Source organism: Paenibacillus sp. FSL L8-0638 (genome assembly GCF_038593075.1).
Taxonomy (GTDB): domain Bacteria; phylum Bacillota; class Bacilli; order Paenibacillales; family Paenibacillaceae; genus Paenibacillus; species Paenibacillus polymyxa_D.
Genome location: NZ_CP151960.1, coordinates 1,544,580 through 1,558,824, shown reverse-complemented (window position 1 = coordinate 1,558,824; position 14,245 = coordinate 1,544,580). Strand labels below are relative to the sequence as shown.

The window sequence follows — 14,245 nt, the reverse complement described above, 5'->3', positions numbered from 1 at the left end:
TAACTTATGTTTCTTATCTTACTCCACGACACCAAGCTCACGGTTTTTTTCCTTGAACCGACTGTTATGAGAAGATACATATGCCGCTTTGTCAGCTGCTGGATCAATGTACAGCTTGGCGCTGTTCAATGCAAGGGCCGCATCTGTGAACGTACCGGCAATTAGATACAGCTTGCTTCCGTACTCGACAAAATCGCCTGCCGCGAAAATCCCCGGCAGATTCGTTTCCAGCTTTTCGCTCACTCGGGCATGCCACTCCCCCATATCCAGTCCCCAATCCCGAAGCGGGCCGAAATCGGATTTTAGTCCATGATTTACAATGACTGCATCGACATTCAACACCTGTATTTCGTCCGTATCTATATGACTGATCGTCACCTGTTCAATCGTCTCTCCATTGTTACTATGTAGCTGACTTACCGCGTATGGTGTGAGAACACGGACCGAAGATGACTTCATACGGGCTACATTTTTCTCATGTCCGCCAAAGTGATCCCGACGATGTACGACGGTCACACTCGCCGCAATAGACTCCAACTCATTCGCCCAATCCACTGCCGAGTCGCCTCCACCGGAAATCAGAACGTGCTTGTCCCGGAATGGCTCCAGCTCTTGTACAGTATAATGCAGGTTCGTAACCTCATAGCGGTCCGCCCCCTCAATCTCCAGCTTAGCCATTTTGAGAATACCATAGCCTACTGCCAGAACGATCGTGCGTGTCCAATGCTGTTCCCCTGTGGCAGAAGTTAGCAGGAACGTGCCATCCTCTTGCCGATCCAAACCAGTGATCTGCTGCCCCAGCACAATGGTAGGCTCGAACGTCCGCGCTTGCTGCTCCAGCTGATCAATCAGCTTTTCACATAAAACCGGGGTAACCCCTCCGACATCCCATATCATCTTCTCTGGGTATATGCGCATCCGTCCGCCCAACTCATGCTTGGCTTCGATCAGCTTGGTCTTCATATCTCTCATTCCACTGTAAAATGCGGTATACATACCGGCAGGACCACCGCCGATGATCGTTACATCATATAATTCCAAGGACACTGTCACTCTGCAACTCTCCCTATCATAGCGTAATATGTCTGCTTTTATTATAAGTGATAATAATTATCAATATCAATTAGGAAATAAAAACATGGCCCTTGGAGAGGTTTTCGTGACCTTAGAACTACATTTTATGGGTTAATATAGCTACTCATGCATGGAAGCATCCATATATTCATTTCCTCTTTCGTTCTATCAAGTGAATGTTTCAAAAAAGTTACTTCCATCGATCATCCAATACTGTTCAGATGAAGGTACCTCGTTCAAAAAGTTTTGATATTCTCCTTTCCACCCCACTGGGACATAGTGTTCAAACGAAGCTGGCTCAGGAAATAGCGAATAGAGAACTTTCTCATCAAAGTTAACATACAGAGCAGGATAAAACTCCAGCACTTCATCCTGATGCTGAATAGCATCATCCAGCAACTGGAGCATTGAAGTTAGCTCCCCTGTAGCCACCTTATATTCACAGATGTGATCCAAAAATGCTCCTGCTGTGGTTTCATCCAAAATAGGGATACCAAACCGTTCCTCCATCTCGGTATTCAAAAACCAATATTCTCTTTCCGTCACATACCAATTCCAGTTTCCTTCAAAAATAACACCAACAATGATGTTTTGCGCATATTCAGGCCATAATTTCATGAGCTTCTCGCGTTCCCCTCTTTCTCACTCACAGTTCGATCCAAAACCGGCTTACACGGTTTCCGTCTTCCTCTATGTAATCCTTGTCCGGCATTCCGCCGTTTTGTATGATTGTTTTTTTGGAGGCAATATTATCGGAGTCGCATACGACCAGGACTCGGGAAATCCCCAGCTCTTCTGCTTTTTCCAGCGCCAAGGCCAGCATTGTAACAGCGTACCTGTTCCCTCGTGCAGAAGGACGGATACCGTAACCGATATGACCACCGGCATTCATTAGGTGTTCGTTAAGGTCATGCCTGATATTCACCGCTCCCACAACCTGTTCATTCGCATTCACAAGCCAGTATGTGGAGCTTTTGACCCAGCCTTCAGACAGGTTCATTCCATTTTCCTGATTACTTAAAAACGTCAGCATACCTTCAAAATCGTACGGCTCTACAGAGATCACCCAAGGTACCATATGCTCCTGGCTCTGTTTCCATTCCTCATAAAATGAAAGATAAGCTTCCTTCCAGTCCTGATCCGGCTTTACCAATCTGACGGTCTGCATCCCACTCACTACCTCCTCTTTAAACACTCAATTTGTCTGCTATTGCTTTATACCTTAATATCCATGAATTTTTGCGCCCAATCTGCAAAAGAGAGCTTATCATCCCAAGTGATTTGCTTCATCGCTTTGGCACATCCCCAGTTTAGAACCTGCTGATGCAGCATATGCACCCGGAAACGCTCAGTAAATCCTTCTTTAGCTTCCATCCCTTGTGCGTAAGCAGTAAGAAAACCTTTTGCCAATTCTTCTTCGCCTTTCTCCAAATGTCGTCGTCATCTCTATACACCATAGCTCTTAATCGTTGCTTTCAGAGTTTCATCTGTATCCGCCAGCCACACGGAACTAACTTCAAACGTTCCTGGCTCAAAAAACAATGGAAATCTCCGCTTAAACCAATCCTGCATCGGCAGATTTAGCGCTTCTTTCATATCCACCCACAGCAGTTCTCCCTCGGGGGGATTTTTTAATAGTTCACCTTCAGTGGCTGTAGCCAAATAGTTAAAGACCATATATCTCAGCCCTTGGCTTGGGTCACAATATTCGTCGATTCCTTTAAATACGATTTTCGTAACGGTTAAGCCTGTTTCTTCCCTTACTTCACGAATGGCCCCATTCACAATGCTTTCTGGAAACTCTACTTTTCCTCCTGGAGCAATATAACCCGGAAACCCCTTTCGATTGGGTCTATTCATAAGCAATACCTTACTTCCGTCCTGAATCATACACATGGTATATATTTTGTGTGTCACTTCTGTTGTCAATCCGATCATACCTTTCTTTATTCACGATTCACTAAAATCTAGTTTTACTTTCACACCGACAAACTGTGGTTAAATATGGCATTTCCCATACTTTAACTCGTTATTTTGTAGAGCGCAATAACTCTAACCATAGACTAGACTTGAGAACTCATGCCTAAGTCGGTCAAAATTAGTAAAAAAAAGACCGCCTTTCTACAGAGCCGCTGGTACTACCAAGCGGCTCCAGAAAGGAACGGTCTTATCCTAAACTTAATCATCATGCCAATACTCCGTTTTCTAGGCACGCTCCGGATAACGAGAACCTGCTGCGAAACCTTTAGGCGAAATACGCTCGATCTCTTGAAGCTCTGCTTCCGACAAAGAGACCTGTAGGGCACCAAGATTTTCACGCACTCTTTCCAATCTCTTCGTTCCTGGAATCGGGACGATATGGTCGCCTTGCGCAAGCAGCCATGCCAGCCCCAACTGAGCAGAAGTACAACCTTTTTGGGCAGCCATTTTTTCGATCAGGAGGACAACCTCTAGATTTTTGGTGAAATTCTCGCCTTGGAAGCGAGGGAAATGACGGCGGTAATCATCCACTGGCAGATCGTCAAATTTTTTGATCTGTCCCGTGAGGAAACCTCGACCCAGTGGACTGTAGGGGATGAAGCCGATTCCCAGTTCGTTTAGTAGCGGAAGGACATCGTCTTCCACTTCTCTGCTCCACAAGGAATATTCGGTTTCTACTGCGGTAATTGGATGCACCGCATGCGCGCGGCGGATCTGTTCAGCCGACGCTTCCGACAAGCCGATATAACGGATTTTCCCTTCCTTAACCAAATCGGCCATCGTTCCGACGGTCTCTTCAATCGGAGTATTGGGATCGACTCGATGCTGATAATACAGGTCGATATAATCAATCCCCAGATGAAACAGACTGGCGTCTACGGATTTTTTAATATATGCCGGATCTCCCTTGGGTCCCTGAGTGTGTGTGATCCCGAATTTAGTGGCAATCACTACCTCCTCCCGACGACCCTTGAGCGCACGTCCAACTAGCTTCTCATTGCCGCCAAACTTCTGCTGTGCGTATTCCTCACCATAAAGATCTGCTGTATCAAACAGCGTTACACCAAGGTCCAGCGCTCCCTGAAGTGTGCGCACCGACTCCTCGTTGTTCGGCATCATCATCGTGCCAAGGCCCAGAGCTGATACCTCCAGCCCTTCACATCCCAATTTCCTTTTCAGCATATCATGGTTCCCTCTTTTCTTTGGGTAAATGGATGGAATGAACATGTACTCATTCTAATAGACCCTTATGGAGGCAACCACAGTACGTTTATACTAGTAACAAGATTACCAGGTAGAGGATTGGCTTACTGGCGTGTAGATACAAAAGTGCAGACCCGGTTGGTCCGTAATACTTGCTAAAGAATTAATATCATAGGAAACTGCTTCCACAGCGCCAGGGATTTGAAGGGAAACCCGATTCACTTTTTTGAGCTGGATATGATGCTGCTTCCACATGGTGTCAAACTCCATACTTTCCACACGCAGCCGTTCTACCGTCTCCTCAAACCAAGGATCTCCTAAATACTTGTCATAATAGGTTCTAAAAACAGCTACCGAATAGGACGCGAATTCTTCCCAGTTAACCATTCGACGACGTAATTCGGAATCCACGAACAATAAACGAATCATGACACGTTCAGAAACGGACAGGGAAGAAAAATCGGTAATCACCTCATTCGCCGCGCTATTCCAAGCAAGCACTTCCGCTTTTTCATTGCTGATAAAGGAAGGATAGGACAACTGATCAATAATATGTTGCCACTGTGGATTCAGCCTTGTCTGGATGGGCGAAATAGCAACCGCCTCATTGGGATTCCACAATTGAATTAGATGTGCTCTCTCATCATGAGTTAATTGTAGAGCTTCTCCTATACTTTCGATAATCTCCTTAGATGCTGTTACTTCTCTACCTTGTTCCAGCCATGTGTAATACGTCGCACTGACACCTGCCAGCATCGCAACTTCTTCTCGGCGAAGCCCCGGTGTTCTTCGCTGACCCTGTGAAAGTCTAAGACCTGCCTGCTCTGGTTGAAGTCGATTTCGACGTGATTTCAGAAAAGCACCCAACGTTTTCGATTTACTATTATCATTAGACATGTGTTACCTCTTTTCGAATCAATCGCTATAGAACGCTCACAGTCCCTCGTCAAACAACTGTAGGCCTATGATTTCAAAGGCGACACCGTCGCCCGCTTTAACGTTGACATCACCATTCATTTCTTCAGAATCCAAAATAAACGTAGTGTCTCCTACTACAATCTCCAGACATTCTATCTCGTCTGCTTCGCCTTGCATCACTTGATGTATCGTTCCTTGAATCCAGTAGTCGCCTAGCTTTGGTTGAGGTCGAAAAATCCCTGTCTCTTCAGTAGGCTTCAGCCTCCTGAACCCCTCTATACTGGATTGAGAAGTCTCGACCGAAATTACACAACCGGGAATCATCTTATTCAAGCTTTGTTCATACGGGACAACATACGCATATCCAGAAGTCAGTTCATGCCAAAAATATGTCCAGTAGCCGTATACTTTTTCCTTGCCAATACTACGAATGGTGATATGCTGATCTTTATTCATTTCCTTGATCTGTACGCGCATCTATAGAGTCCTCAGTAGATATTTTTCTTATAATAATAGTGTTTAAAGCCTCTCGGAGCATCGTCAATGACACCAACGACTTCATACCCCTGCTTTTCATAGAATTCGGGCGCTTGGAAAGTAAAGGTATTAAGTTGTATAAAATCACACCCTTTATCTCTAGCAATTTGTTCAATTTCACCAAGTAGTTGTGAACCGTAGCCCTTTCCTCTGTAGCTCTGATCTACCCACAAAATATCAACCTCCACCCAGTTCCAACATAGTACACTTAGGAGACCGCCTATCACCTGACCGTCTTCATTTTTAAGCGTAAGATTAATCTCTTCGTATTGGGTTCGAATATCTGCTGGAACGTGTTTCGCATTAAACTCAATCAACTTGTTTCTGACTAAACGCGCTTCATCTCTACTACTTCGATTCATCTGAGGTTCCAGCGTCATGGCATAAATCCTCCAATTTGAAATGATTACTAGCACTTACTGATTTAAATATAGAAAATAATAGGGTTAAAATACTTTCATCTTCCTACTGTTATATATTGTATATACTTTTCTATGTTTAGTCACATGATTCAATTTAGATGGACAGAATTATTCTAATCTAAATATCGCTGATTAAAGTCGTTCCCTGGATTCATGCAAAATATTTAGTAACGAAAAAAGCAGGCCCCTCTGAAACGGAGAACCTGCTATCCTTTATATCCATCGTCTGCCATACAGGAGAAGAGAGGGGATGATTAAATTGAAATATCCAGTGATCTCCCAACTCCCGTAATATCGCTGCTGTTAGCGCTGTTGATACGAGTTGTTTCTGTGTTACTTGGAGCGGGCTTTTCCATTTTTGGAGTTGACGTACTGCTGGATTGCGAACTTTGCTGTGCAATTTGAGCTTCAATCTGTTTAATTTGTTGCTGAAGCTGCTTCATTTTTGTTTCTTTTGTATCTTTATTATCCTTACTTTGCTGTACCTTGTTGTACTCCGCTTCAAGTTGAGCTTTTTGCTTTTCCAGACTAGCTGTATCGTTGGTACTGGATGAAGATGAAGTGCTTGAAATAGATATAGAACTGCTGGATGTGGATGAAATGTTCATACGAGATTTCCCCTTTATAAAAGTATGAGTTTACACGTGTGGGCTAACCGGTTCTAAGCTATGGTGTTGCACTCTAATGACTATGACTACGATGATACAGATTGTTCAAAAGTCTTAGCGATTTTATCGAATAAAGCCGATATTTCTTCATCTGTGGCATTCGTAGGAAGCGGAGTCTGCATTCCTCCCGTGTATTCCATGAATTCCTTACTCAATTCGAGTGAATCGTTAGATTTCTTGTGTGTGGTATGACCCGCGGTATTTAGTCCATTCTCATGTGACTTCACCGTATTCGAATGATCATAGGAAATCGTGATAAGATGTGTTAATGGATAGTGACAAAATAGATCCCCTCTCAGTGTACATAATGTTTTTGGCTGCCCACCTACCTTTCATCGGTAGCAAATCTGAATGCAACCTGAGGGTATGCTGAATGATAACTGAATCAATACAGACTCATTAATACCGTAACCCTTTCATTATTTCCTAGACCATAGTCAAGGAAAATCCCCTCCGCAAGACGGGGGGATCAACCCTACTTGAGACAGGAGTAAGTAAAGGGATAATTTGTTACTCTTAGCAAAGAATAAATGAACGTATTTTAAAAATTGAAAGTAGGGAAATGATGTATGATCCGTATTAGCCATTTGGTTCACGAGAGACTTATGTTTCTATTCAAATTTTTGTACTCGCCTGCATACGTGGGTAGTGTAACACCAAGTTCCAGATTTTTAGCTAAAAATATGATAGAATCCATTCCATGGAGTGAAGTTCATGCTGTTGCCGAGCTTGGTGCTGGAACAGGGGCAATTACCCAATACATCCCGTCTGCTGCTGAATTTCAACCTAAGGTTTTACTCTTTGAGAAAGACCAAACCATGCAGCAGAGTTTAAAAAGAAGATTCCCGAATTATCTGTGCTATTCCGACTCGCGTGAGCTTCAGCTTGCTATGAAAAATGCCCAAATAGAACAGCTTGACTGCATAATCAGCGGGCTGCCTTTTTTCAATTTTCCACAAGCGATGCGGAATCAAATTGTAGAACAAATTCATCTATCGCTCAGGGATGGAGGAATGTTTGTGGCCTTTCAATACTCTAAACAGATGAAGCAGCAGTTAGGTGAATGGTTTGATATTGAAGAAATCAAGTTTGTGCCCATGAATGTTCCACCCGCATTCGTGTATGTATGCCGAAAGAAAGCTTAAGAAAGGAGTACGGGTATGGACGTGGAATATTTAATTTCCATCATCGAACAATACGGCTATGCAGCATTATTCTTTTCTCTATGGCTTGGGATTGTGGGTCTGCCCATCCCGGATGAAGTCATTGTGATGACTGGCGGGGCTGTAACAGGCATGGGCATACTTCACCCGTTACCCGCTTTTTTAATTGTATATCTTGGGGTTATATCAGGCCTGTCCTTAGGTTATGTATTGGGGAGAACCGTGGGCACACCGATTCTAGAACGTTTACGCCGGAAGAAAAAAATGGACAAGTACATTACGTTTTCGGAAAAATTGATACATAAGTATGGGAACTTCACTATTTGCATCAGTTATTTGCTGCCGATCGTCCGTCACATTATTCCTTATATTGTCGGAATCAATAAAATGAGCTTCAAGCGCTATGCCCTCTTCTCTTATTCAACGGGTTTGATCTGGACGCTGATCTTCTTTCTACTCGGGCGTATCTTTGGCGATCATGTACAGGCAGTAGGAGAACTGATTCATCGCTATGGCTTGCAGATGGCATTGCTTGTCATCATGCTGACCATTATATTTTTTATAATGAAATTAGTATGGGGAAAGAAAACAACGGAGGAGTAAAGGTAGAACACGGTCGGCTAGTCTCCTGCAAAGGAGGTGATGCCTGTGGAGGTTAAAGATACATTGATGTTGATGATTCAATTTGCGACATTGGTGATCTTAATTCTTTCCTTCAACAAAAAGAAATAGACCGCCCTCTGGAAAAGGTTAGCGGTCTATTTTACTAATCCAACCCTACAACTACCGCCCTTATAAGCGGCTGTTGTAAAAGAGTGAGGATGTTGGCTGCATCTTTGCTATTTTTCAGTATATACTTATTAGCTTTAGTTTATCACAGGAAAAACCATATTGCCAATATGGAAAGCCTTTAAAGTGGCGGCTTACACCCCGAGCTATTTCTTTAATTGAAGCAACTTAACCAGCTTATCATGAATGGCAGTATTCGGGTAATTCCCGCTAAACTGAGAAGAGCCTGGGCCCATCGCGGTTAACGTCACATCAACAGATGTATGTCCTCCCGTGGTCCAGTCAATATAAAACTTTTCATTAGAGCCTTTTACCGTAAAAGGGCCGTCCTCTTTGGAAACACCTTCACCGGATTCATCCTCCGCATCTTCGCCTTCAATCGCCAAACCGCCCGTTTCATGATCTGCCGTCACCAACACTAATGTATCTGGATGTGCTTTGGCATAATCTTTAGCTACTTTAACGGCCTTATCGAGCTGTTGCCCAGCCTTAATCGTTAGCTCACCTTCATTGTCATGCGCCATCTCATCCGTTCCTTCTTCTTCTACCATCAGGAAAAAACCTTTTTGGTTTTTGGAAAGAACATCAATCGCTTTGGTCGTCATATCCGGTAAAGAAACCGTTGGATTGTAAGAGTTACCCTGCTTGTTGTGAGCTTGGAACATCTCTTCATTGGCGAACAGCCCCAGCAACTTAGAACCTTTGGCTGCTTTCATTCCTGTCTGATCCGTCACATAGCTATAACCCAGCTTCTTCGCTTGTTCTACCAAATTCCCTTGAGTTCCCTTACTCGCTTCCTCAGGATCTTCTGCCGGAGCATCTGGATGTTTGCCTACTGTTCCGGCAGGGTACCAGAAATCCTCACCACCGCCCAGAATAACATCCAGCTTGCTTTTCTCCAAATACTGTTTGGCAATCTCGCTTTGAGCGGAGCGTTTTTCGACATGCGCACCAAAGGCAGCCCCCGTTGCGTCTGTCACTTGGCTTGTCGTCACGACACCTGTAGACATGCCTGCTTTTTTAGCCAGCTCCATAATCGTTGTCACTGGTTTTTTATTCAAATCCATTCCAATCGCGCCGTTATACGTTTTCACACCTGTTGCAATAGCAGTCGCAGCGGCGGCAGAATCCGTAACCAGGTTATCCCCTGAACTTGTGCTAACCAGGCCGGTTACAGGCATGTTGTCCATTTCAAGTAATCCCGATTTCCCTACCGTCGCCAAGCGAATCGCGTTGCGACTTGCTTCTCCCATACCATCGCCGATAAAGAGAATGACATTCTTAGGGGCATCGACTTTCGCTGACGAGGTTTTCTGTCCTTTGGATACCTGTGTCGTAGTAGACTTGGTATTAGATGAGGCTGCAAAAGCGTTAGGGATATTAGCAGATAACAATGGCGCACTCAAAACGGTAATGGCACCTAAAGCAAGGATACTCTTTTTCATCGAACGCTTTTTCACAAGGTCACACTCCAATAAATTTAATATTCATATATGATAAAGTAATCATATATCTGCTTTGTAAAGTATCGTAAAGCAATAGATTACACGAATGTAAAATTTGGAGTGCTCACCTGTTTTTTATAAGACAAAAGAAGGCACCGACTCTTGGTATATCAAAGTCGATGCCTCTTATATTAAATCGCAGCGATATTTTTGCCGATCGGCATGGTGTAGTAGAGCGGCTTTTGCTGTCCATTTTGCTGATAGACTACAAGTAGAAGCGTGCGGCCTTCGGCAGTCAATGGGCTACCCCCACTCAGGATATGATCCAGACTGAACGGCAGTACATCTAGCACAGCGTGCTTTTGCAGTTCTTTTTCACTCAGCTTCAAGGAAGCAAAGGCTGGGATAATCTCGCGGTATGGCTGCGGCTGTTGACTGCCTACATCCGTTCCGCCTGTACTCTCCTTGCTCGCATCTGCCACAAAATCTGCAACCACAGGTGACAACAGCGCATCCGGGTGCTGGAGAACCATTTTCATATAGCTGGACCAATCATTCTTCTCCAAGCTATGCTCCCACCAAATTTTACGCGGCTTATATTTATGGTTAAGGAAATAATCAAGCTTCATCAGTCCAAGCACCATATCCATTCGCTTTGTTCCACGCGATTCCAGAAAGGACTGGAGACGTGTGAACAAGTCTTCGAGCTGATGTCCGATTTTTTGCCAGCCCTGTCCTTCCCAGTAGTCTCCGAATTCCTGAAAGAAATCAAAGGCGGACGAGAATTCACGCTCAATCAGATAGTTGACTGTATGATCCATACGATGAGAGTTCCAATATTTTTCCAACACATCTTCTAAGCGCTTAAGCCGGACGATATCGGCAAAGGAAAGGACGTCATTGCTCAGCATTTCATAAGGCGCCACGTCCATGTACGTGTAGTTGTACTTATCTGCGTCGATACGCAGTCCAGTGCCACGTAGCATTTTGAGGAAGCCAAGTTGAAGCTCTTCCGGGCCGAGCGCAAAAACGTCATTAAACGTTTTACGGAATGTGTTGTAGTCCTCCAAGGGCAACCCGGCGATCAAATCCAAATGCTGGTCAATTTTACCGCTTTGTTTGACCTTGGTAACAGTACGAGAAAGTTTGGTAAAGTTCTGGCGACGCTTAACCAGCTCATTGGTAGGATCATTCGTTGATTGGACGCCGATTTCAAAACGAAATACGCCCGGCGGCGCGTTTTCCGCCAAATAATCCAATACCTCGGGACGCATAATATCTGCCGTAATCTCAAACTGGAAGACACAACCACGGTGATTTTCAATCAAAAATTTGAACATTTCCAGCGCATAATCGCGTTTAATATTAAACGTCCGATCCACGAACTTAATTAGGTTGGCTCCATTGTCGATCAGATATAAAATATCTGACTTTGTACGCTCGATATCGTAATAGCGCACCCCAACTTCGATGCTTGACAGACAAAACTGGCAGCTGAACGGACAGCCCCGGCTCGTTTCGAAATAAACAACCCGTTTCCCGAGTTCCGGTATATCTTCTGCAAAACGATAGGGCGACGGCAACTCGTTCAAGTCCGCTTTCGGACGACCGGGCATCTGAATAACCTCTTCTCCCTTACGGTAAGCCAGTCCATACACAAAATGGAACTTGCGATCCCCTTCCAGCTCCTGCAGCAGTTGATGGAAGGTTTCCTCTCCTTCACCAACCACGATAAAGTCCACATTCGCCAAACGCTTCATCCAGTGATCCGTATCGTAGGATACCTCTGGACCACCCAGAACAATTTTGACTTCGGGCATAATCTTTTTCAATACATCGATGACTTTAATCGTCTCTTCAATGTTCCAAATATAACAGGAAAAGCCGATGACATCTGCCCCCCGTTGAAACAAATCGGATACGATGTTCATCACCGGGTCCTTAATCGTGTACTCCGCCAGCTCGATATCAAAGTCCTTTTCACTGTAGGCTTTGAGACATCGGATGGCCAGCGAGGTATGAATATATTTTGCATTTAACGTTGATAAAATGACTTTCATAGGTCACAACCTTCTATAGTTTGCATGGACTGTTATAGCCTTACCTTAGTATAGCTATTCAAAATCCTCGTACACATCGTCTGCATAAATCTCGTCCTCGCTTACCGTTCCCCCGATATTCCCCTGATTATGAAAAAAATCAAGAAACGGCTTGCCGTACTTGCGGAACTTCACTTCTCCGACACCCTTGATCCGCAACATGTCTGCCTCGGATTGCGGGCTCGCTACGCTCATCTCACGCAGCGTCGCATCATTGAAAATGATATAAGACGGTACATGCTCCTGAGCGGCCAGATCGCGGCGGATCAGGCGCAATTGCTCGAACACGGTTTCGTTGACTGCAGCCGGGTATGCATCGCGTCCCTGTCGTCCGCGTGAACCTGCTCCACCTGCAAAAGCCGTGGCATGTCGCACAACACGCTGCATGACTTCTCGCTGGCCCTTCAGCACTTCAGCAGCAAGCTGCTGCAAGCGTACGACCGGATATTGTCCCTCGGACAACATCAGATAGCCTTCCGAAACAAGAACATTGATGATTTCGGCGATCTCTTTTTCCGTCCGGTTGCCCATCACGCCATAGGTTGGTAGGCTGTCAAAACCATACTGCAGCACTTTTTTGTTACGCGAGCCTTTCAACACCGAGGCGACCATCGAGACCCCATAACGTTCCCGCATGCGATGAATGCACGAAAAAATCTTTTGCGCATCTATGGTCATATCAACCAGTTCCCGTTCATCTGTACATGAACTGCATATGCCGCAAGCTTCATGCTCCTCCGCTTCTCCGAAATACTCAAGCTGTGCTGTACGTAGGCAACGAGTCGTGTAGCAATAATCAACCATCTGCTGGAGCTTGCGATAGTCATTACGCTTGCGGTCTTCATCCTGTGGATTTTGCTCAATCAGGAACTTCTGCGTCACAATATCTTGCGGTCCGAACAGCAAAATACATTGACTCGGGTCGCCATCACGTCCTGCGCGTCCCGCCTCTTGCACGTACGCCTCCATATTTTTAGGCATGTTGTAGTGAATGACATAGCGTACGTTCGATTTATCTATCCCCATGCCGAAGGCATTGGTTGCTACAATGACACGGATATCGTCGTACAGAAACCCTTCCTGGCTATCTGCACGTTCCTGATCTGTCATCCCGGCATGATAGCGTCCAGCCGCCATGCCTGCGTCACGCAGCCGTTGGTACAAATCGTCCACGTCCTTACGTGTCGCCGCATAAATAATGCCCGATTCACCCTCATGCTCACGGGCGTAATTCAGTAAAAAGCTGCGTTTGTCTTCCCCGCGCAGCACACTGAACGCCAAATTGGGCCGTCCAAGGCCTGTAACGAACGTCTCCGGTGAGCGCAGACGAAGCAATCGCACGATGTCATCCATGACCTGCGGTGTCGCCGTTGCCGTAAACGCAGCCACGATTGGGCGTTCATACAGCCCGTCCACGAATGGAGCCACAGCCAGATAGCTGGTACGGAAATCATGGCCCCACTGCGATACGCAGTGAGCCTCATCTACCGCAACGCAGGAAATCGGCAACTGAGCCATTTCATCGCGAAACCAGTCCAGTTCCAGTCGTTCCGGTGCGACATACAGTAACTTCAAGTCACCATTCCGTGCGGCTCGTATGCGATCATTCACTTCTCGACCACTCAACGTACTATTGATGTAGGCAGCAGCAATCCCCATCGTGGTCAGCGCATCCACCTGGTCCTTCATCAGCGAAATGAGCGGTGACACGACAATGGTCAGCCCCTCATGCAACAACGCGGGGATCTGGTAGCATATCGATTTTCCGCCCCCTGTCGGCATGATGCCCAACGTATCGTTGCCCTCCAGCATACTGGCCACAATTTTCTTTTGTCCCTCCCGGAAATCGGGATAGCCATAAAATTTTTGCAGCAAGTCCTGCGCCCGTTCCAAGGTTGGTGCTTGTACACTCATAGTTTCAAAACTCCTCATATTTCTAGCGTCCTT

Annotated in this window: 15 protein-coding genes; 2 read left to right on the top strand and 13 right to left on the bottom strand. The window is 45.4% G+C overall.

What is annotated here, in order from left to right; all coding sequences use genetic code 11:
- Positions 1–18 precede the first annotated feature (18 nt).
- The 10 genes from MKY35_RS06965 to MKY35_RS06920 all read right to left on the bottom strand — a co-directional run bounded on the left by MKY35_RS06965 (position 19) and on the right by MKY35_RS06920 (position 6,742).
- Positions 19–1,053: an NAD(P)/FAD-dependent oxidoreductase gene (locus tag MKY35_RS06965; RefSeq protein WP_307348795.1), complete on the bottom strand. Its 1,035-nt coding sequence runs from the start codon at positions 1,051–1,053 to the stop codon at positions 19–21.
- Between the two features lie 189 nt (positions 1,054–1,242).
- Entirely contained in the window at positions 1,243–1,692 is a 450-nt protein-coding gene (locus MKY35_RS06960) for a hypothetical protein (protein WP_342445968.1), read from the bottom strand.
- Positions 1,693–1,720: 28 nt separating this feature from the next.
- Positions 1,721–2,242 carry a GNAT family N-acetyltransferase gene (locus tag MKY35_RS06955; protein WP_342445967.1) on the bottom strand — a complete coding sequence of 174 codons (522 nt, stop codon included), beginning with the start codon at positions 2,240–2,242 and terminating at the stop codon, positions 1,721–1,723.
- Positions 2,243–2,289: 47 nt separating this feature from the next.
- Entirely contained in the window at positions 2,290–2,505 is a 216-nt protein-coding gene (locus MKY35_RS06950; RefSeq protein WP_342445966.1) for a hypothetical protein, read from the bottom strand.
- Between the two features lie 15 nt (positions 2,506–2,520).
- Positions 2,521–3,012 carry an 8-oxo-dGTP diphosphatase gene (locus tag MKY35_RS06945; protein WP_342445965.1) on the bottom strand — a complete coding sequence of 164 codons (492 nt, stop codon included), beginning with the start codon at positions 3,010–3,012 and terminating at the stop codon, positions 2,521–2,523.
- Positions 3,013–3,279: 267 nt separating this feature from the next.
- Positions 3,280–4,236: an aldo/keto reductase gene (locus MKY35_RS06940; RefSeq protein WP_342445964.1), complete on the bottom strand. Its 957-nt coding sequence runs from the start codon at positions 4,234–4,236 to the stop codon at positions 3,280–3,282.
- Between the two features lie 105 nt (positions 4,237–4,341).
- Positions 4,342–5,154 carry a helix-turn-helix transcriptional regulator gene (locus MKY35_RS06935; protein ID WP_342445963.1) on the bottom strand — a complete coding sequence of 271 codons (813 nt, stop codon included), beginning with the start codon at positions 5,152–5,154 and terminating at the stop codon, positions 4,342–4,344.
- Between the two features lie 36 nt (positions 5,155–5,190).
- A complete protein-coding gene (locus MKY35_RS06930) occupies positions 5,191–5,631 on the bottom strand; it encodes a hypothetical protein (RefSeq protein WP_342445962.1) in 441 nt (146 codons plus the stop codon).
- Between the two features lie 32 nt (positions 5,632–5,663).
- Positions 5,664–6,092, bottom strand: a complete 429-nt coding sequence (locus tag MKY35_RS06925) for a GNAT family N-acetyltransferase (protein ID WP_342445961.1) — start codon at positions 6,090–6,092, stop codon at positions 5,664–5,666.
- Between the two features lie 296 nt (positions 6,093–6,388).
- Entirely contained in the window at positions 6,389–6,742 is a 354-nt protein-coding gene (locus MKY35_RS06920; RefSeq protein ID WP_322251347.1) for a FlxA-like family protein, read from the bottom strand.
- 629 nt (positions 6,743–7,371) lie between these two features.
- Here MKY35_RS06920 and MKY35_RS06915 point away from each other — a divergent pair.
- Positions 7,372–7,947: a phospholipid methyltransferase gene (locus MKY35_RS06915; RefSeq protein ID WP_322251346.1), complete on the top strand. Its 576-nt coding sequence runs from the start codon at positions 7,372–7,374 to the stop codon at positions 7,945–7,947.
- A gap of 15 nt (positions 7,948–7,962) precedes the next feature.
- Positions 7,963–8,568, top strand: a complete 606-nt coding sequence (locus MKY35_RS06910) for a DedA family protein (protein ID WP_029516415.1) — start codon at positions 7,963–7,965, stop codon at positions 8,566–8,568.
- 332 nt (positions 8,569–8,900) lie between these two features.
- Here the strand turns inward: MKY35_RS06910 and MKY35_RS06905 are convergent, their stop codons facing one another.
- The 3 genes from MKY35_RS06905 to recQ all read right to left on the bottom strand — a co-directional run bounded on the left by MKY35_RS06905 (position 8,901) and on the right by recQ (position 14,212).
- Positions 8,901–10,214, bottom strand: coding sequence for an alkaline phosphatase (locus tag MKY35_RS06905; RefSeq protein ID WP_342445960.1), 1,314 nt, complete (start codon positions 10,212–10,214; stop codon positions 8,901–8,903).
- Positions 10,215–10,390: 176 nt separating this feature from the next.
- On the bottom strand, positions 10,391–12,259 hold the full coding sequence (locus MKY35_RS06900; protein WP_069012020.1) for a radical SAM protein: 1,869 nt from the start codon (positions 12,257–12,259) through the stop codon (positions 10,391–10,393).
- Between the two features lie 54 nt (positions 12,260–12,313).
- Positions 12,314–14,212, bottom strand: coding sequence for a DNA helicase RecQ (gene recQ / locus MKY35_RS06895; protein WP_342425842.1), 1,899 nt, complete (start codon positions 14,210–14,212; stop codon positions 12,314–12,316).
- Positions 14,213–14,245 lie beyond the last annotated feature (33 nt).